Genomic DNA, 18,702 nt, shown 5'->3' on the forward strand with positions numbered 1-18,702 from the left:
GATTTGAGACTCTCTATTAGGATTTTTTGTCATGTTTAATTTGTGGAGTTATGGCAGAGTACTCTCTCTCAGAGTCAGTCTGGTTCCCAACATGGTCAGGCTAGGGATTTTGCGACCGTGGAGTACTTCCTTGTTAAGAATATCCATACCTGCTCGGCCCATTTCCTCAGTATAGACGGTGATGCTGGAGAGGGGAGGATAGACTTGCTTGGTCAGGCTGGTGTCGTTAAAGGAAATGAGGCTGACACGGTCTGGCAGGCTGATTCCAGCTTCTTGGAGGGCACGGAGGGCACCGATAGCTAAACTATCGCTGGCTGCGAAAAAGGCTGGCGGGAGTTGGTCTCCTAAGTTCTGAATGGCCTCCTTCATTAAGTCATAGCCAGACTGGGCGGTAAAGCTTCCTTGAAAGACCAGTTCATCATGATAGATTCCCTTTGTTTGACTGTAGTTTCTAAAATTTTCCAGTCGCTTATCCTCAATGATTTCTTCTTGGTCGGTTGTTTCTTCAAGACCTGTTAGAATCCCGATACGGTTCATTCCTTGGCTGAGGAAATAATCGACAACCTGTTTCATGGCAGTGTAAAAGTCCGTGATAATGCAGGTATGTCCTAGCGAAAGAGTATCACTGTCTAGAAAGACTAGAGGCTTTTGGTATTCTTCAAAGGCAGAAATCTGTGTACGGCTAAACTTTCCGATGCAGAGAATACCAATCACTTCCTCGCTGAGTGTAAAAGGATGGTCATTAAAATAGCGCAAGATATCATAGTCCAGTTCTTGGGCTCTTTTTTCTATGCCTAGGCGAATCTGGTAGTAGTAGAGGTCGTCCAGCTCTCCTTGTTCACTGACCCATTGGATAATGGCAATCTTTTGCTTGGGCTTGTGGGACTCGCCTGTCTTGAGGTGCTTGGTGTAACCCAACTCTTCAGCAACGGTCAAAATACGGTGTCTAGTTTCTTCAGTAACTGATAGGCTCTGGTCACGATTGAGAACACGGGATACGGTCGCAATAGAGACAGAGGCCAGTTGAGCAATGTCTTTTAATGTAGCCATAAAACCTCCTTGATTTAGGTTAGTATATCATATTTTTCTTCTTTTTACTCATATTTTAGTAAAAATTTAGTAAAAAGGATTGACCTTGGAAAATCCCTTGGATACAATAGAAGAAAACGATTACACGTTAAGGTGACTTAACGGACAGTCAAAGGAGAATTCATATGTCACAACATCTTACTGCAGAAGCACTTCGTAAAGACTTTCTTACTGTTTTTGGTCAAGCAGCAGACCAAACTTTCTTCTCACCAGGTCGTATCAATCTGATTGGTGAACACACAGACTACAACGGTGGGCACGTATTTCCAGCAGCCATTTCCTTAGGAACTTATGGGGCTGCTCGCAAACGTGATGACCAAGTCTTGCGTTTCTACTCAGCTAACTTTGAGGACAAGGGCATTATCGAAGTACCTTTAGCTGACCTCAAGTTTGAAAAAGAGCATAACTGGACCAACTATCCAAAAGGAGTTCTTCATTTCTTGCAAGAAGCTGGGCATGTGATTGACAAAGGTTTTGATTTTTATGTCTATGGGAATATCCCAAATGGTGCTGGTTTGTCTTCTTCAGCATCCTTGGAACTTTTGACAGGGGTCGTGACAGAGCATCTCTTTGATTTAAAATTAGAGCGTCTCGATTTGGTTAAAATCGGCAAACAAACAGAAAACAACTTTATCGGAGTCAACTCTGGTATCATGGACCAATTTGCTATCGGTATGGGTGCAGACCAACGTGCTATTTACTTAGATACTAACACTTTAGAGTATGACTTGGTGCCACTTGATTTGAAGGACAATGTCGTTGTTATCATGAACACTAACAAACGCCGTGAATTGGCGGACTCTAAGTACAATGAACGTCGTGCTGAGTGTGAAAAAGCAGTGGAAGAGTTGCAAGTTGCCTTAGATATTCAGACCTTGGGTGAATTGGATGAGTGGGCCTTTGACCAATACAGCTATCTGATTAAAGATGAAAATCGTTTGAAACGTGCTCGCCATGCTGTGCTTGAAAACCAACGTACCCTTAAAGCTCAAGTAGCCCTCCAAGCAGGAGATTTGGAAACATTTGGTCGTTTGATGAATGCTTCTCACGTTTCTCTTGAGCATGATTATGAAGTAACTGGTTTGGAATTGGATACTCTTGTTCACACAGCTTGGGCACAAGAAGGTGTTCTCGGTGCTCGTATGACAGGGGCAGGTTTTGGCGGATGTGCCATTGCCTTGGTGCAAAAAGATGCTGTTGATGCCTTTAAGGAAGCTGTGGGCAAACACTACGAGGAAGTAGTTGGATACGCTCCAAGTTTCTATATCGCTGAAGTTGCAGGTGGCACTCGCGTCCTTGACTAGTCAAAAGGAGGCTTTATGGTGACCTTAGTAGATAAATTTGTAACACATGTCATTTCTGAAAGTTCATTTGAGGAAATGGATCGAATCTACCTGACCAATCGTGTCTTGGCACGAGTGGGAGATGGTGTTTTGGAAGTTGAGACCAATCTGGATAAAGTGATTGACCTCAAGGACCAGTTGGTTGAGGAAGCCGTTCGATTAGAGACGATTGAAGATAGTCGGACTGCACGTGAAATCCTTGGTGCTGAACTGATGGACTTGGTAACTCCTTGCCCGAGTCAGGTCAATCGTGACTTCTGGGAAACCTATGTCCACTCTCCTGAGCAATCGATAGAGGATTTTTACCAACTCAGTCAGAAAAATGACTACATCAAACTCAAGGCCATTGCTAAAAATATTGCTTATCGTGTTCCATCTGATTACGGTGAACTTGAAATTACCATCAACCTCTCTAAGCCTGAGAAGGATCCGAAAGAGATTGCGGCAGCCAAGTTGGTGCAAGCTAGCAATTATCCCCAGTGTCAGCTTTGTCTAGAGAATGAAGGCTACCATGGTCGAGTTAACCACCCAGCTCGCAGCAATCACCGGATTATCCGTTTTGAAATGGCTGGTCAGGAGTGGGGCTTCCAGTATTCGCCCTATGCTTACTTTAATGAGCACTGTATTTTCTTAGATGGCCAGCATCGTCCCATGGCCATTAGTCGTCAGAGTTTTGAACGTCTGTTGGCTATCGTAGAGCAGTTTCCAGGATATTTTGCAGGCTCTAATGCCGACTTGCCGATTGTGGGGGGCTCTATTCTAACTCATGACCACTATCAGGGAGGCCGTCACATATTTCCTATGGAATTGGCTCCTCTGCAAAAGACCTTCCGATTTATTGGTTTTGAACAGGTCAAGGCTGGGATTGTCAAGTGGCCCATGTCAGTGCTGCGTTTGACTTCGGATTCCAAAGAAGATTTGATCAACTTAGCTGACAAGATTTTGCAGGAATGGCGCCAGTATTCAGATCTTGCAGTGCAGATTTTAGCAGAGACTGATGGGACACCACATCATACCATCACCCCAATTGCCCGTAAGCGTGATGGCCAGTTTGAGTTGGACTTGGTATTTCGAGACAATCAGACTTCTGCAGAACATCCTGATGGCATCTATCATCCTCACAAGGATGTCCAACATATCAAGAAGGAAAATATTGGCTTGATTGAGGTCATGGGCTTGGCAATCTTGCCACCACGTCTGAAAGAAGAAGTGGAGCAAGTCGCTAGCTATCTTGTAGGAGAAGCTGTTGCAGTTGCCGATTATCATCAGGAATGGGCAGACCAACTCAAAGTCCAACATCCAGACCTAACAGATAAAGAAAAAGCTCTTGAAATCGTCAAGGACTCTGTTGGTGCTATCTTTGCGCGTGTGCTTGAGGATGCAGGAGTCTACAAGCAAACGGAACAGGGACAGGCGGCCTTTATGCGCTTTGTGGAGCAGGTCGGAATTTTGCCAGACTAGGAGCTTTCTCCTTGCACAGTCCTATAAAAAGTAGTATCATAGTGTCGTTTGAAATATCAGGAGGAAACGATGAAAGATTTTCATTTTGACGCTATATCTGCCTTTGAAAATTACGAAATTGAACAAATGAGAGATGGTCACGTTGTGGTGACGACGAAAGTAGTGGACTCATCGCTCAACTACTATGGCAATGCCCATGGTGGCTATCTCTTTACCCTTTGCGACCAGATCAGTGGTTTGGTGGTTATCTCGCTGGGGCTTGATGGAGTGACGCTCCAGTCCTCTATCAACTACCTTAAGGCAGGAAAACTCGACGATGTATTGACCATTAAAGGAGAATGTGTCCATCAAGGTCGCACAACCTGTGTAGTGGATGTCGATATTACCAATCAAGAAGGCAGAAACGTCTGCAAGGCAACCTTCACCATGTTTGTCACAGGCCAGCGGTCAGAAGACAGACAGGTAAGGATATAGATAAACAAAAAAAGAGGTTCACACCTCTTTTTCTTATTTCTTTTTATGATTTAATACGGCATTGAGGGCAATAGCAAGTAGGCTGGCTACGACGATTCCGTTTGAGAAGAACATTTGGAAGGCTGTCGGCATGCTGACAAAGAGATTACTGTTGTTGAGTCCGACCCCTGCAGCGATGGAAACTGCTGCGATAAGAAAGTTGTGTTCATTGTTAGCAAAGTCAACACGAGCTAGAATTTGCATCCCTTGAATAGACACAAAACCAAACATTACCAGCATGGCACCACCGAGGACAGGGCTTGGAATGATTTGGGCAAGGGCGCCAAACTTAGGAAGGAGTCCAAGGAGACCCAGGAAACCAGCTGCGTAGTAGATTGGCAGGCGAGTCTTGATACCTGATAATTTAACCAAACCAACGTTTTGTGAAAATCCTGTGTAAGGGAAGGTGTTAAAGATTCCTCCGAGAAGTACGGCCAAACCTTCTGCGCGGTAACCGTTGCGAAGGCGCGTGCTGTCGATTGGGTCTTTCGTGATATCAGACAAGGCTAGGTAAACACCAGTCGACTCAACCATAGAAACCGTTGCGATGATACACATCATGACAATAGATGAGATTTCAAAGGTTGGCATCCCAAAGTAGAGTGGAGTTGGGACATGGACAAGTGGTGCTGCTGCAACAGGAGAGAAGTCAACCAAGCCCATGCTGGCAGCAATGGCAGTTCCAACAACCAGACCAATCAAAATAGAGATAGACTTGATAAATCCTTTGGTAAAGATGTTAATCAAGAGGATAATCAGAACAGTGATAGCTGCAAGCAAGAGACTTTGACCAGTTGGTTCTGGAACGTTATTTCCCATATTTCCAATAGCGACAGGAATCAAGGTTAAACCAATCGTGGTAATAACAGATCCTGTTACGATAGAAGGGAAGAGATTGGCCACTTTTGAGAAGATGCCTGAAACAAGAACCACGTAAATCCCTGATGCGATAAGGGCACCAAACATAGCGCCACTACCATGGCTTTGCCCAATCATAATCAAGGGAGCGACTGATTGGAAGGCAACTCCGAGAACGACTGGAAGTCCAATCCCAAAGTATTTGTTGAGTTGGAGTTGGAGGAAGGTTGCCACCCCACACATGAAGATATCTGTGGAAATCAGGTAGGTTAACTGCTCAGTTGAATAGCCAAGGGCTGTCGCTATCATGATGGGAACCAGGATAGATCCTGAGTACATAGCTAGTAAGTGCTGCAAGCCAAGAACGGCTGCTTGCGAGTGTTTTTCTTGAGTTTGCATTAGAGATCTGCCTCCTTAAATACGACTTGACCATTTTCAAAACGATCCAAACGAGCGAGTGATAGAACAGGATAGCCTGCTTTTTCAAGCAAATCACGGCCATCTTGGAAAGATTTTTCAATCACAATACCGATAGCTTCGACTGTTGCTCCAGCCTGTTCGATGATTTGAATCAAGCCTTTAGCAGCTTGGCCGTTAGCAAGGAAGTCGTCGATAATCAAGACCTTGTCCTCTGGTGAGAGGAATTTTCCAGCGATAGAAACGGTGCTGGTCACTTGCTTGGTAAAGGAGTAAACTTCGGCAGTTAAGATTCCTTCGTTCATAGTGATATTCTTAGCTTTTTTGGCGAAAATCATGGGAACGTTTAAGGCTTCAGCTGTAAAAACGGCTGGGGCAATACCCGACGCTTCAATGGTCACGACCTTGGTAATACCAGCAGAAGCAAATTTTTCCGCAAAAACCTTACCAATTTCTCGCATCAAGCTAAAGTCAACTTGGTGGGTTAAAAAGGAATCTACCTTGAGGATGTTATCACCCAAGATATGCCCATCCTTGAGGATGCGCTCTTCTAATAATTTCATAAGACCTCCTAAAGTCTAAAAGCCAGTTTACTTGTTGGTTAAATGTTTCTATAGTGATCCAGTTTTCTAGTACTATATATTTGATAAAACTAGTACGAGCGAAGCGAGTCTTATCAAATATTTCCCGTTGTAGTGGTATCATAGACAATAATCTTGTTATTGTCTATGACGGGATTTTTGAGACTTTAGGCTCAAAAATTAGGGATGAAATTCCGGAGGAAGTTGCTCCCGTCCGCACTAATTAAGGGAAATATTAAAAATATTCAAAAAGGACTTACTTAATCTCTAAGCAAGTCCCCAAAATAGGCATGGCAAAAACGACCATACCTCACTTCTGACTTACTTATTGTTAGGTGTTCCGGCACCTTGTAGAAACGTCGTGCCAATTCACGACATAAACAAGTAAAAAGATATTCAATTTTAAATAGGCTTGCGCCAATGTTTTTATTTTACACTAAATAACTTTAGAAATCAAATGTTTGTCAGTGTTTTGAAATAAAAAAACGAACGAATTGAAGAAAAATGGACAAATTATCAATTATGGGCTAACATTTAGAAGTATTTTCCATCATAAAAGACATATTATCAAGATTTTTCAAGACTTGACAATATGCCTTTTTCTAACTTTAAAGACTTTTTCCCAATCTTTATTATTCTATTCACTAAATCTTAAAAAATAACCATCTGGATCCAAGACTGCAAACTCGTGAGGATAGATATAGTGATCCCCAACACGAAATTCTCTTTTTGTCAGTTGACGATGGATGGGATAGTTAGCTGACAGCAGATTTTGGTAGAGCTGGGGGACATCCTTGATGCCAAAGGAAATATTGACACCGCGCCCGAAAGGATAGGTCAGCTGAGCTAATTCTTCTGCGCTGCCTTCTTCTAGCATAAGTTGGCAGTCTTCAAGCGAGAGAAAGAGAAATTTCTCCTCTGGACGCTCGTATTCGACAGAGAATCCTAGCAGGTCGCAGTAGAAGTGGCGTGATTTTTCGATGTCAGATACTACAAATTCAGGAATGACAGCTTGATAGTCCATTCGTTTTCTCCTTAGAGTTCAATCTCCATGACAATGGGTGTATGGTCTTGGCGAGCTCCTGAGTCAATCATATCAGATTTAGTGACCTTGTCTGCGAGACGGTTACTTGTGAGCCAGTAGTCGATTCTCCAGCCTGTATTGTTGATTTTAGAAGTCTTGCTGCGCTGTGCCCACCAAGTGTAGCGTTCTGGAACATCGCCGTGAATGTGGCGGAAGGTATCAGTAAATCCAGTTGCTAAAAGGTTAGTAAATCCAGCACGCTCCTCGTCGGTAAATCCTGGTGAACGGCGGTTGCTAGCAGGATTTGCAAGGTCAATCTCATTGTGGGCCACATTGTAGTCACCGGTTGCAAGGACTGGTTTTTCTTTGTCTAGTTGAGCCAAATACTCAGCATATTTGACATCCCAGACTTGACGTTCTTCCAAGCGTTTGAGGCCATCGCCAGCGTTTGGGGTGTAAACTTGGGTTACGAAAAATTCATCAAATTCTAGAGTGATGATACGGCCTTCCAAGTCCATGGTAGACGGAGCACCGATTTCTGGGAAAGTGACAGTGGGTGTGAGTTCTTTCTTATAGAGGAACATGGTTCCAGCATAGCCTTTACGGGCAGGCTCTTGGGAAGAGCGCCACGTGTTTTCGTAGCCTGGGAAGAGTTTTTCTAAAATTTCCAAGTGTTTCTTTGTAGGCCCTTTGGCAGAAAGTTTGGTTTCTTGGATAGCGATGATATCAGCATTTTCTTCCACAAGGGTTTGTAGGACTTCTTGGGACAATTTGGCACGAGCTGAGTCACTAGTTAGGGCAGCATTGAGGGAATCAATATTCCATGAGATGAGTTTCATAAAGTTACCTTTTTCATTCAGATTATAGATTTTATTATACCAAAAAAAGGTCCATTTCCCCAACGTATGGCTTGAAAAATCACTCTCTTTCGTTTATAATTAAGAATGATTTTATGAAAGGGAGTGAAAATAAATGAAATTTTACTCATATGACTATGTACTTAGCCAAATCAGTCAGCAAAATGGAATGATGATTGGCTTTGGGATTGTGCTCCTAGCTATCACAGGATTTTTTGCTTTTAAAGCCTATCGAGATAAAAAGGGGACTAAGTTTCGGGAATTGGTCATGATTTTGGCCTTGACCTTGGTGGCCATGCTTTTGGTGACAATCTCAAAATACCAGACCAATCAAGCCTCTAACAACCAATTTCAAACTTCCCTTCATTTCATAGAGGTTGTTTCCAAAGACTTGGGAGTGGATAAATCAGAAGTTTATGTCAATACTTCTGCAGCCACTGATGGAGCACTTATCAAGGTAGGTTCAAATTTCTATCGTGCCATGAACGGGAGCCAACCAGACAAGTATCTTTTAGAGAAATTAGAATTGCATCAAACAGACGCTATTGAATTGGTGGAGGTAAACAAATGACACTCAATTATATGGAAATTTTAATCAAACTGGCCCTGGGTCTTTTCTCTCTTGTTTTTGTTATTAATGTGACAGGAAAGGGGAATCTAGCACCTAACTCTGCTACAGACCAAATTCAGAACTATGTTCTTGGTGGTATCATCGGTGGGGTGATTTACAATAGTTCAATCAGCATTCTGCAGTACGCAGTGATTTTGATGATGTGGACGATTTTGGTCTTGACCCTCAAGTGGCTCAATAACAATGTTCGTTTTGTCAAACGCTTGATTGATGGAAAACCAACTCTCCTTATCAAAAATGGGCAGATTGACCCAGAAGCCTGTCGTTCAGTTGGTTTGTCTGCAGCAGAAGTTGCTCTCAAACTTCGTAGCCAAGGGATTTTCCAGATGAAACAGGTCAAACGCGCTGTGCAGGAGCAAAATGGCCAACTCATCGTGGTCCAAATAGGAGATGAAAATCCTAAGTATCCAGTTGTGACTGACGGTGTGATCCAAGTCGATGTCTTGGAAACGATTGGCCGTAGCGAAGAGTGGCTGCTTGATAATCTCAGCAAACAAGGACATGACAATGTAGCCAATATCTTTATCGCTGAGTATGACAAGGGTGCGGTCACAGTCGTAACCTATGAATAAGAAAAACCTGGGGTCTTGGCCTCAGGTTTCTATTTGCAATCAGAAAGGGATGTTATGTCCATTATTCAAAAACTTTGGTGGTTTTTCAAGTTAGAAAAACGCCGTTATTTAGTCGGGATTGTGGCTCTGGTCTTGGTTTCCGTCCTCAACCTCATTCCCCCAATGGTTATGGGGAGGGTCATTGATGCCATCACATTGGGGCAATTAACCCAGCAGGACCTCCTTCTTGCCCTATTTTACTTGCTTCTTGCGGCCTTTGGGATGTACTATCTGCGCTATGTTTGGCGGATGTATATCCTTGGGACTTCCTACCGTCTGGGACAGATTATGCGCTCTCGCTTGTTTGAGCATTTCACAAAAATGTCTCCAGCCTTTTATCAAACCTATAGGACGGGGGACCTGATGGCACACGCAACCAACGATATCAATGCCTTAACGCGTCTGGCAGGGGGAGGGGTTATGTCAGCGGTTGATGCCTCAATCACAGCTTTAGTGACCTTGTTGACCATGCTCTTTAGCATTTCATGGCAGATGACCTTGGTTGCCATTCTTCCCCTGCCTTTCATGGCTTATGCGACCAGTCGTCTAGGGAGAAAGACCCACAAGGCCTTTGGCGAATCCCAAGCTGCCTTTTCCGAACTTAATAACAAGGTACAGGAGTCTGTATCAGGTATTAAAGTGACCAAGTCTTTCGGTTACCAGGCGGACGAGTTGAAGTCCTTTCAGGCAGTCAATGAATTGACCTTCCAAAAGAACCTGCAAACCATGAAATACGATAGTCTCTTTGACCCCATGGTTCTCTTATTTGTTGGTTCCTCCTATGTTTTAACGCTTTTGGTTGGCTCCTTGATGGTTCAGAAAGGGCAAATTACGGTTGGTAATCTGGTCACCTTTATCAGCTATTTGGATATGTTGGTTTGGCCTCTCATGGCCATTGGTTTCCTCTTTAATATCACTCAAAGAGGAAAGGTTTCCTACCAGCGGATTGAGGAACTTTTGTTTCAGGAATCACCTGTACAAGACCCTGAGTTTCCTTTAGAGGGTATTGAAAACGGGCGCCTGCAGTATGATATTGATAGCTTTGCCTTTGAAAATGAGGAAACACTGACGGATATTCACTTCAGTTTAGAAAAAGGTCAAACATTGGGCTTGGTCGGTCAGACAGGCTCTGGGAAAACGTCCTTGATCAAGCTCCTCTTGCGTGAATACGATGTGGACAAGGGAGCCATTTATCTAAATGGTCACGATATTCGGGACTATCGTCTGACAGATCTTCGTAGTCTTATGGGCTATGTTCCTCAGGACCAGTTTCTCTTTGCGACCTCTATCTTAGACAATATCCGCTTTGGAAATCCGAACTTGCCACTTTCAGCGGTCGAGGAAGCGACTAAGCTAGCTCAAGTTTACCAAGATATTGTGGATATGCCCCAAGGATTTGATACGTTGATTGGTGAAAAGGGAGTCAGTCTTTCTGGTGGTCAAAAGCAACGTCTGGCCATGAGTCGGGCTATGATTTTAGACCCTGATATCTTGATTTTGGATGATTCTTTGTCCGCCGTGGATGCCAAGACAGAGTATGCGATTATCGACAACCTCAAGGAGACGCGAAAGGACAAGACAACCATTATTACGGCTCATCGCCTCAGTGCGGTTGTCCATGCAGATTTGATTTTAGTCCTGCAAAATGGTCAAATTATCGAACGGGGAACGCACGAAGAACTGCTAACTCTAGATGGCTGGTATGCCCAAACCTACCAGTCTCAGCAGCTGGAAATGAAAGGAGAAGAAGATGCAGAATAAGAAAGAACAATGGGCTGTATTGAAGCGCCTGATGTCCTATCTCAAGCCTTACGGCCTCCTGACCTTTTTGGCTCTCAGCTTTCTCCTAGCGACTACGGTCATTAAAAGTGTGATTCCTCTGGTTGCTTCCCACTTTATCGACCAGTATCTCAGCAATCTTAATCAAATTGCTGTGACCGTTTTGCTGGCCTACTATGGCCTTTATATCCTACAAACTCTGGTCCAGTATGTCGGTAATCTCCTCTTTGCACGGGTGTCCTACAGTATTGTTAGGGATATTCGTCGCGATGCCTTTGCCAATATGGAAAAACTGGGTATGTCTTACTTTGACAAGACGCCAGCAGGCTCCATCGTCTCTCGTTTGACAAATGACACCGAGACCATCAGTGATATGTTTTCGGGAATTTTGTCCAGCTTTATCTCAGCAGTTTTCATCTTTCTGACAACTCTTTATACCATGTTGGTGTTGGATTTTCGTTTGACAGCATTAGTCTTGCTCTTTCTCCCTTTGATTTTCCTTTTGGTCAATCTCTATCGGAAAAAATCAGTGAAAATCATTGAGAAAACCAGAAGTCTCTTGTCGGATATCAATAGCAAGCTGGCTGAAAACATCGAGGGAATCAGGATTATCCAGGCCTTTAATCAAGAGAAGCGCCTGCAGGTAGAATTTGATGAAATTAACCAAGAACACTTGGTCTTTGCCAACCGTTCTGTAGCTTTGGATGCCCTCTTTTTGCGCCCCGCCATGAGTTTGCTGAAACTTTTAGGCTATGCAGTTTTAATGGCCTATTTTGGGTGCCGTGGACTTTATCTGGGAATAACAGCTGGAACCATGTATGCCTTTATCCAGTACATCAATCGCCTCTTTGATCCCTTGATCGAGGTGACGCAAAACTTTTCAACCCTTCAAACGTCCATGGTGTCTGCAGGGCGTGTATTTGCCTTGATTGACGAGAAGACCTATGAGCCTCTTCAAAAAGAAGGGCAAGCCAAAGTCCAAGAAGGCAATATCCGTTTTGAACATGTGTGCTTCTCATATGACGGTAAACACCAGATTCTGGATGATATTTCCTTTTCAGTTAACAAGGGTGAAACTATTGCCTTTGTAGGGCATACAGGTTCTGGGAAATCTTCGATTATAAATGTCCTCATGCGCTTTTATGAATTCCAGTCAGGGCGAGTTCTCTTGGATGGGGTGGATATCAGGGATTTCAGGCAGGAAGAGTTGAGAAGAAATATCGGTCTAGTCTTGCAGGCCCCCTTCCTCTATCATGGAACCATCAAGTCCAATATCGCCATGTACCAAGATATCAGTGATGAGCAAGTTCAGGCTGCGGCAGCCTTCGTGGATGCAGATTCCTTTATTCAAGAACTTCCTCAGGGATATGATGCACCTGTGTCTGAGCGTGGTTCGAGCTTCTCTACTGGTCAGCGTCAGCTTCTTGCCTTTGCTAGAACAGTCGCCAGTCAGCCTAAAATCCTGATTTTGGATGAAGCGACAGCCAATATTGACTCTGAAACAGAAAGTTTGGTTCAAGCTTCTCTGGCTAAGATGAGACAGGGACGGACAACCATTGCTATCGCTCACCGCCTTTCTACCATCCAAGACGCCAACTGTATCTATGTTTTGGACAAGGGGCGAATTATTGAGAGTGGAACCCATGAGGAACTCTTGGCTTTGGGAGGAACCTATCACAAGATGTATAGTTTGCAGGCGGGTGCTATGTCTTAATACTCTTTGATTCTCATTCAGTAACAGAAGGAAATCCTTCAAATTACAGATTTCTTTCACCGCCTTTTCCATTTTGTGGTATAATGAAAAATGTTGACAAATAGTATAATAAAAACAAAGGAGAAACAGCATGCTGAAATGGGAAGACTTGCCCGTGGAAATGAAATCAAGCGAGGTTGAGTCTTACTACCAGCTTGTCTCTAAAAGGAAGGGTTCGCTGATTTTCAAGCGTTGCTTGGACTGGGTTCTAGCCTTGATCGTACTGGTTCTGACCTCTCCCATCTTTCTCATTTTGAGCATTTGGATCAAGTTGGATAGCAAGGGGCCAGTGATTTACAAGCAAGAGCGCGTGACCCAGTACAACCGTCGGTTCAAGATTTGGAAGTTCCGTACCATGGTGACGGATGCAGATAAAAAAGGTAGTCTGGTGACTTCTGCTAACGATAGCCGCATTACCAAGGTTGGCAATTTTATCCGCCGTGTGCGTTTGGACGAACTGCCTCAGCTGGTCAATGTCCTTAAAGGCGAAATGTCCTTTGTCGGTACACGACCTGAAGTGCCACGCTACACAGAGCAGTATAGCCCTGAAATGATGGCAACCTTGCTTTTGCCAGCAGGGATCACCTCTCCAGCCAGCATCAACTACAAGGATGAGGACACTATTATCAGTCAAATGACCGAAAAAGGCCTGTCAGTTGACCAAGCCTATGTAGACCACGTCCTTCCTGAAAAGATGCGCTATAATCTCACTTATCTCCGAGAATTTAGTTTCCTTGGAGACATCAAAATCATGTTTCAAACCGTGTTTGAAGTGCTAAAATAAAGTAGTCATGAGAAAATGAGTACAGATAAAAGGAGCAAATCAATGCCAAATTACAATATTCCATTTTCACCACCCGATATTACGGAAGCTGAAATTGCTGAAGTAGCGGATACCCTGCGTTCTGGTTGGATTACAACAGGTCCTAAGACAAAAGAACTGGAGCGTCGCTTGTCTCAATATACACAGACGCCTAAGACTGTCTGCCTCAATTCTGCAACTGCCGCTCTTGAGTTGATTTTGCGCGTCTTGGAAGTGGGACCTGGTGATGAAGTCATCGTTCCAGCCATGACTTATACAGCTTCATGTAGTGTCATCACTCACGTAGGAGCGACCCCTGTCATGGTGGATATCCAAGCAGATACTTTTGAGATGGATTATGACCTGCTGGAGCAAGCCATTACTGAAAAAACTAAGGTGATTATTCCGGTTGAGCTTGCGGGGATTGTTTGCAACTATGACCGTTTGTTCCAAGTTGTGGAGAAGAAACGTGACTTCTTTACTGCATCAAGCAAGTGGCAAAAAGCCTTTAACCGTATTGTGATTGTTTCTGATAGTGCCCATGCTTTGGGATCTACATATAAAGGACAACCAGCTGGTTCTATCGCTGACTTTACTTCCTTCTCATTCCATGCTGTTAAGAACTTTACAACAGCTGAGGGAGGAAGTGCTACTTGGAAAGCCAATCCAGCGATTGACGACGAAGAGATGTACAAGGAATTCCAAATCCTTTCCCTTCACGGACAAACTAAGGATGCCCTTGCTAAGATGCAACTGGGGTCATGGGAATACGATATCGTTACACCAGCCTACAAGTGCAACATGACCGATATCATGGCTTCACTTGGTTTGGTACAATTGGACCGCTATCCAAGTTTGTTGCAATGTCGTAAGGACATCGTGGACCGCTATGATCGTGGTTTTGCAGGTTCTCGCATCCATCCTTTGGCACACAAGACTGAAACTGTCGAATCTTCACGCCACCTCTACATCACCCATGTAGAAGGAGCAAGCCTAGAAGAACGCAATCTTATCATCCAAGAATTAGCAAAAGCAGGAATTGCAAGCAATGTCCACTACAAACCGCTTCCGCTCTTGACAGCCTATAAGAATCTTGGATTTGATATGGCGAATTATCCTAAGGCCTATGCCTTCTTTGAAAATGAAATTACGCTTCCTCTTCACACTAAACTAAGCGATGAAGAAGTGGATTATATCATTGAGACTTTCAAAACAGTTTCTGAAAAAGTACTAGCTTCATCAAAAAAATTGTAAAAAAGTCTTGACAAAGAAAAAACAAAGTATTAAAATAAATTCAACAAATCAGAAAAGTAACTATTTTTGATCTTCAGGGAGCCTGTGGTGATTGTGAACAGGTGGTTGGAAGTAGTGAAAGTGGGCTGATTTTAAAAATGAATTTGAAACAATGAAAATTCGGTGCGCACACCTTACAGTGCAACTTGTTGTTAGACAAGGAAGAGATGTAAAGGGGATAGTTCCTTTATAATTGAGGTGGCACCGCGTTACCAACGCCCTCACGCAGAGTAATTTTCTGTGTGTGGGCTTTTTCATATCTTGAAATCAATACAGAAAGAGGAAAAATTTTATGACAACCAAAGGTTATTTTGGACAATTTGGTGGTAGTTTCGTACCGGAGCCGATTCAGGCTTTGTTGGATGAGTTGGAAGTGACATTTGACAAGTACAAGGATGATCCAGAATTTTTGGCAGAATTTCGCCATTACTTAAAGGACTATTCAGGTCGCGAAACACCGCTCTATTTTGCAGAGAGTTTGACAGATCACTTAGGTGGAGCTAAGATTTATCTCAAACGTGAAGACCTTAACCACCTTGGTTCTCACAAGCTCAACAACGTTTTAGGACAAATTCTTTTGGCTAAACGCATGGGCAAAAAACGAGTAATCGCAGAAACAGGAGCTGGTCAGCACGGTGTTGCGACAGCAGCGGCTGCAGCCAAGTTTGGTATGGCCTGTGATGTCTACATGGGGGCAGAGGATGTGGAACGTCAACGTCTCAATGTTTTCCGTATGGAGATGATGGGAGCAACTGTTCACGCAGTTGAAACAGGGACTCGTACCCTCAAAGATGCTGTTGATGCAGCCTTTGGAGCATGGATGAATGATCTTGAAGCCTTCTATGTTCTGGGATCTGCTGTAGGTCCTCACCCTTATCCTACCATTGTCCACGAGTTCCAAAAGGTCATCAGTGAAGAATCTCGCCGTCAAATCTTAGAAAAAGAAGGTCGTTTACCAGACTACGTTATTGCCTGTGTAGGTGGTGGCTCTAATGCCATCGGTGCTTTTTCACAGTATGTGGCTGATGAAGAAGTCAAATTGGTTGGGGTTGAAGCTGCTGGTCACGGACTTGATACAGACAAGCACGCAGCTACTATGACAAAAGGTAGTATCGGAATTGTCGACGGCATGAAAACTTATGCAGTTTTTAAGGAAGACGGAGAGCTGGCTCCAGTTTACTCTATCTCAGCTGGATTGGACTATCCAGGGGTTGGCCCAGAACACGCCTACTTCAAAGATTCAGGTCGCGTGGAATATGTGGCTGCGACAGATGAAGAAGCTGTTCAGGCTCTCCTCCTTCTCAGCAAGACTGAAGGAATTATCCCAGCGATTGAAAGTTCGCACGCTATCGCAGAAGCAGTTAAACGTGCACCGAAACTAAGTAAAGACGACATTATCATCATCAATGTCTCTGGTCGTGGAGACAAGGACGTAGCTGCAATTGCGGACTACCTAGAAGTTAAAAAATAATAGATGGAAAAATTACAGTCTTTTCTCTCACAGAGAGCTTGTGGTTGCTGGAAACAAGCAGAGAAAGCTGTAAGGTTGGGTCCATCTGAAATGAGAGAAGAAAACATAATTCTCAAGGGAGTGCCCTTTATCGCACAGCCTGTTACAGGAGGTATCTGAGACAGGAATGAGAGATAGGAGAAATCCTATAATTGAGGTGGCACCGCGAATTTCGTCCTCACGCAAGTTGTTTTGCGTGGGGATTTTTCATACAGTCGCCACGGACTAGAAGTAGAACTGAAAGGGAAATTACAATGGAACGAATCATTCATGGAGATGTCTTATCACCAATCTTGGCTTATATGCGCCTAAAGGGGCAACACAAGGTTATCTTAGAGAGTATTCCGAGAGACAAGGAAACCGCTCGTTTTTCTATCTTAGCTTATAATCCAGTTTTTGAGATTAAGTTTGAAAATGGGATTCTTTATCAAAATGGTCAAGTGATTGATCGTGATTCCTTGGATTTTCTTTATGAAGTGACTCATAAGAGCCAGCACCATTCAGACCTCCCTTTTGGTGGTGGGGCAATTGGTTTTGTTGGTTACGATATGATTTCGCTTTATGAAGAAATTGGTCAAATTCCTGAAGATACTATTGGAACGCCAGACATGCATTTCTTCGTCTATGAGAGTTACATGGTCTTTGACCACAAGAAAGAAAAAATCCATGTCATCGAGGATGCTCTTTATAGCGAACGCAATCAAGAAGACTTGGAAAAAGCCTTGAACCAGGTGCTTGAGGAATTACGCATTCCTGCTCCAAATGAATTTGAAGACTTGGATCTATCTCCGCTGGACTTCAAACCCCATATTGCTCCTCAGAAGTTTGAGGCAATGGTGGAAACGGCTCGTGACTTGATTCGTAATGGAGATATGTTCCAATGCGTGCTCAGTCAGCGTTTCTCAGCAGAAGTTACTGGAAATCCATTTGACTTCTACAGAAATCTTCGAGTGACTAATCCTTCTAATTACCTTTATTTCTATGACTTTGGGGATTATCAAATCATCGGTGCCAGTCCAGAAAGTTTGGTTTCTGTCAAAAATGGCATCGTAACAACCAATCCGATTGCAGGTACGCGACCAAGAGGAGCTACGGATGAAGAAGACAAGGCTTTGGCGACAGACCTGCTTTCGGATGAGAAGGAAACGGCAGAGCATCGAATGTTAGTAGACTTGGGTCGTAATGATATTGGTCGCATCTCTGAAACGGCCAGTGTCCAAGTCACTAAGTATATGGAAGTGGAGCTTTTCCGTTATGTCATGCATTTGACCAGTGTGGTCAAGGGGCGTTTGCTTCCAGAACTCACTGCTATGGATGCTTTGAAAGCAACACTTCCTGCTGGAACTGTTTCTGGAGCACCAAAGATTCGAGCGATGAGACGCATCTATGAACTGGAAACGGAAAAACGGTGCGTATATGCAGGAGCGATTGGCTACTTGTCTGCGACGGGTGATATGGATTTCGCCATCGCCATCCGAACCATGATTCTCAAAAATCAAACAGCCTATGTGCAGGCTGGGGCAGGGATTGTCTACGACTCCATCGCCCAAAACGAATACCAAGAGACCATTAACAAGGCTAAATCTATGACTAGAATTGGAGAACTAAGACCATGATTTTATTGATTGATAACTATGATTCTTTTACCTATAACTTGGCGCAATACATCGGGAATTTTGCAGAAGTACAGGTCTTGAGAAATGATGATCCCAAGCTGTATGAAGAAGCTGAAAAAGCAGATGGTCTGGTCTTTTCTCCTGGTCCTGGTTGGCCAGTTGATGCTGGAAAGATGGAAGACATGATTCGTGATTTTGCTGGCAAGAAGCCGATTCTTGGGATTTGTTTGGGCCACCAAGCCATTGCCGAAGTCTTTGGTGGTAAATTAGGATTGGCTCCCAAAGTCATGCATGGGAAACAGAGCAATATCAGCTTTGAAGCACCATCTGTTTTGTATCAAGGTATCGAGGATGGCCGTGCGGTCATGCGTTATCACAGTATTTTGATTGAGGAAATGCCAGAAGAATTTGAAGTGACAGCTCGTTCGACTGATGACCAAGCCATCATGGGGATTCAACACAAAAACTTACCGATTTATGGCTTCCAGTACCATCCAGAGAGCATTGGAACGCCAGATGGCTTGTCTTCTATTCGGAATTTTATCGAGAAGGTTGTAAAGTGAG

At 43.7% G+C, this 18,702-nt stretch carries 17 protein-coding genes, 1 riboswitch and 2 other annotated features; of the genes, 12 read left to right on the plus strand and 5 right to left on the minus strand.

Annotated elements, in window-relative coordinates; all coding sequences use genetic code 11:
* Nucleotides 1–48: 48 nt before the first annotated feature.
* On the minus strand, nt 49–1,050 hold the full coding sequence (gene galR / locus JJN14_RS02455; RefSeq protein ID WP_201058802.1) for a DNA-binding transcriptional regulator GalR: 1,002 nt from the start codon (nt 1,048–1,050) through the stop codon (nt 49–51).
* 164 nt (nt 1,051–1,214) lie between these two features.
* Here galR and JJN14_RS02460 point away from each other — a divergent pair, with 164 nt between their 5' ends.
* The 3 genes from JJN14_RS02460 (at nt 1,215) to JJN14_RS02470 (ending at nt 4,367) form a co-directional block, all read left to right on the plus strand.
* Nucleotides 1,215–2,393, plus strand: a complete 1,179-nt coding sequence (locus JJN14_RS02460; RefSeq protein WP_201058803.1) for a galactokinase — start codon at nt 1,215–1,217, stop codon at nt 2,391–2,393.
* 18 nt (nt 2,394–2,411) lie between these two features.
* Entirely contained in the window at nt 2,412–3,893 is a 1,482-nt protein-coding gene (locus JJN14_RS02465) for a UDP-glucose--hexose-1-phosphate uridylyltransferase (protein WP_201059126.1), read from the plus strand.
* A 69-nt stretch (nt 3,894–3,962) separates the two neighbouring features.
* On the plus strand, nt 3,963–4,367 hold the full coding sequence (locus JJN14_RS02470; protein ID WP_000651223.1) for a PaaI family thioesterase: 405 nt from the start codon (nt 3,963–3,965) through the stop codon (nt 4,365–4,367).
* A gap of 33 nt (nt 4,368–4,400) precedes the next feature.
* On the opposite strand, the gene JJN14_RS02475 is transcribed toward JJN14_RS02470, so the two are convergent.
* The 4 genes from JJN14_RS02475 to JJN14_RS02490 form a co-directional block, all read right to left on the minus strand.
* On the minus strand, nt 4,401–5,663 hold the full coding sequence (locus JJN14_RS02475; protein WP_201058804.1) for a nucleobase:cation symporter-2 family protein: 1,263 nt from the start codon (nt 5,661–5,663) through the stop codon (nt 4,401–4,403).
* A complete protein-coding gene (locus tag JJN14_RS02480; protein WP_000770415.1) occupies nt 5,663–6,244 on the minus strand; it encodes a xanthine phosphoribosyltransferase in 582 nt (193 codons plus the stop codon). The genes JJN14_RS02475 and JJN14_RS02480 overlap by 1 nt, the downstream gene beginning before the upstream one ends.
* Nucleotides 6,245–6,570: 326 nt before the next feature.
* Nucleotides 6,571–6,666, minus strand: a riboswitch (purine riboswitch).
* Between the two features lie 233 nt (nt 6,667–6,899).
* Nucleotides 6,900–7,286, minus strand: a complete 387-nt coding sequence (locus JJN14_RS02485) for a bleomycin resistance protein (protein ID WP_201058805.1) — start codon at nt 7,284–7,286, stop codon at nt 6,900–6,902.
* 11 nt (nt 7,287–7,297) lie between these two features.
* Nucleotides 7,298–8,125: an exodeoxyribonuclease III gene (locus JJN14_RS02490; protein ID WP_201058806.1), complete on the minus strand. Its 828-nt coding sequence runs from the start codon at nt 8,123–8,125 to the stop codon at nt 7,298–7,300.
* 133 nt (nt 8,126–8,258) lie between these two features.
* On the opposite strand from JJN14_RS02490, the gene JJN14_RS02495 reads away from it, so the two are divergent.
* The 9 genes from JJN14_RS02495 (at nt 8,259) to JJN14_RS02535 (ending at nt 18,701) form a co-directional block, all read left to right on the plus strand.
* Nucleotides 8,259–8,714, plus strand: a complete 456-nt coding sequence (locus JJN14_RS02495) for a DUF3290 family protein (protein WP_000675343.1) — start codon at nt 8,259–8,261, stop codon at nt 8,712–8,714.
* A complete protein-coding gene (locus JJN14_RS02500) occupies nt 8,711–9,346 on the plus strand; it encodes a DUF421 domain-containing protein (protein ID WP_000174453.1) in 636 nt (211 codons plus the stop codon). Before JJN14_RS02495 ends, JJN14_RS02500 begins: the two co-directional genes overlap by 4 nt.
* Nucleotides 9,347–9,400: 54 nt before the next feature.
* Nucleotides 9,401–11,146, plus strand: coding sequence for an ABC transporter ATP-binding protein (locus tag JJN14_RS02505; RefSeq protein ID WP_201058807.1), 1,746 nt, complete (start codon nt 9,401–9,403; stop codon nt 11,144–11,146).
* The gene (locus tag JJN14_RS02510) at nt 11,136–12,878 is read left to right on the plus strand and encodes an ABC transporter ATP-binding protein (protein WP_201058808.1); all 1,743 of its coding nucleotides are present in this window, start codon (nt 11,136–11,138) and stop codon (nt 12,876–12,878) included. The genes JJN14_RS02505 and JJN14_RS02510 overlap by 11 nt, the downstream gene beginning before the upstream one ends.
* A 130-nt stretch (nt 12,879–13,008) precedes the next feature.
* Complete coding sequence (locus JJN14_RS02515) at nt 13,009–13,701, plus strand: sugar transferase (RefSeq protein WP_201058809.1); 693 nt, start codon at nt 13,009–13,011, stop codon at nt 13,699–13,701.
* 42 nt (nt 13,702–13,743) lie between these two features.
* Nucleotides 13,744–14,973, plus strand: coding sequence for a DegT/DnrJ/EryC1/StrS family aminotransferase (locus tag JJN14_RS02520; RefSeq protein ID WP_201058810.1), 1,230 nt, complete (start codon nt 13,744–13,746; stop codon nt 14,971–14,973).
* 34 nt (nt 14,974–15,007) lie between these two features.
* Nucleotides 15,008–15,238: a binding site (T-box leader), on the plus strand.
* A 66-nt stretch (nt 15,239–15,304) separates the two neighbouring features.
* The gene (gene trpB, locus JJN14_RS02525; protein ID WP_201058811.1) at nt 15,305–16,483 is read left to right on the plus strand and encodes a tryptophan synthase subunit beta; all 1,179 of its coding nucleotides are present in this window, start codon (nt 15,305–15,307) and stop codon (nt 16,481–16,483) included.
* Nucleotides 16,474–16,705: a binding site (T-box leader), on the plus strand. (Overlaps the previous gene by 10 nt.)
* 71 nt (nt 16,706–16,776) lie before the next feature.
* Complete coding sequence (gene trpE / locus JJN14_RS02530; protein WP_033679777.1) at nt 16,777–18,138, plus strand: anthranilate synthase component I; 1,362 nt, start codon at nt 16,777–16,779, stop codon at nt 18,136–18,138.
* Nucleotides 18,135–18,701 carry an aminodeoxychorismate/anthranilate synthase component II gene (locus tag JJN14_RS02535; RefSeq protein ID WP_042900462.1) on the plus strand — a complete coding sequence of 189 codons (567 nt, stop codon included), beginning with the start codon at nt 18,135–18,137 and terminating at the stop codon, nt 18,699–18,701. The genes trpE and JJN14_RS02535 overlap by 4 nt, the downstream gene beginning before the upstream one ends.
* The last annotated feature ends 1 nt before the right edge of the window (nt 18,702 follow it).

The sequence above is a fragment of the Streptococcus mitis genome (genome assembly GCF_016658865.1).
GTDB lineage: Bacteria > Bacillota > Bacilli > Lactobacillales > Streptococcaceae > Streptococcus > Streptococcus mitis_BT.

Coding starts and splice junctions, on each gene's coding strand:
- galR (WP_201058802.1), bottom strand. CDS start 1,050: ATGGCTACATTAAAAGACATTGCTCAACTGGCCTCTGTCTCTATTGCG.
- JJN14_RS02460 (WP_201058803.1), top strand. CDS start 1,215: ATGTCACAACATCTTACTGCAGAAGCACTTCGTAAAGACTTTCTTACT.
- JJN14_RS02470 (WP_000651223.1), top strand. CDS start 3,963: ATGAAAGATTTTCATTTTGACGCTATATCTGCCTTTGAAAATTACGAA.
- JJN14_RS02475 (WP_201058804.1), bottom strand. CDS start 5,663: ATGCAAACTCAAGAAAAACACTCGCAAGCAGCCGTTCTTGGCTTGCAG.
- JJN14_RS02480 (WP_000770415.1), bottom strand. CDS start 6,244: ATGAAATTATTAGAAGAGCGCATCCTCAAGGATGGGCATATCTTGGGT.
- JJN14_RS02485 (WP_201058805.1), bottom strand. CDS start 7,286: ATGGACTATCAAGCTGTCATTCCTGAATTTGTAGTATCTGACATCGAA.
- JJN14_RS02490 (WP_201058806.1), bottom strand. CDS start 8,125: ATGAAACTCATCTCATGGAATATTGATTCCCTCAATGCTGCCCTAACT.
- JJN14_RS02495 (WP_000675343.1), top strand. CDS start 8,259: ATGAAATTTTACTCATATGACTATGTACTTAGCCAAATCAGTCAGCAA.
- JJN14_RS02500 (WP_000174453.1), top strand. CDS start 8,711: ATGACACTCAATTATATGGAAATTTTAATCAAACTGGCCCTGGGTCTT.
- JJN14_RS02505 (WP_201058807.1), top strand. CDS start 9,401: ATGTCCATTATTCAAAAACTTTGGTGGTTTTTCAAGTTAGAAAAACGC.
- JJN14_RS02510 (WP_201058808.1), top strand. CDS start 11,136: ATGCAGAATAAGAAAGAACAATGGGCTGTATTGAAGCGCCTGATGTCC.
- JJN14_RS02515 (WP_201058809.1), top strand. CDS start 13,009: ATGCTGAAATGGGAAGACTTGCCCGTGGAAATGAAATCAAGCGAGGTT.
- JJN14_RS02520 (WP_201058810.1), top strand. CDS start 13,744: ATGCCAAATTACAATATTCCATTTTCACCACCCGATATTACGGAAGCT.
- trpB (WP_201058811.1), top strand. CDS start 15,305: ATGACAACCAAAGGTTATTTTGGACAATTTGGTGGTAGTTTCGTACCG.
- trpE (WP_033679777.1), top strand. CDS start 16,777: ATGGAACGAATCATTCATGGAGATGTCTTATCACCAATCTTGGCTTAT.
- JJN14_RS02535 (WP_042900462.1), top strand. CDS start 18,135: ATGATTTTATTGATTGATAACTATGATTCTTTTACCTATAACTTGGCG.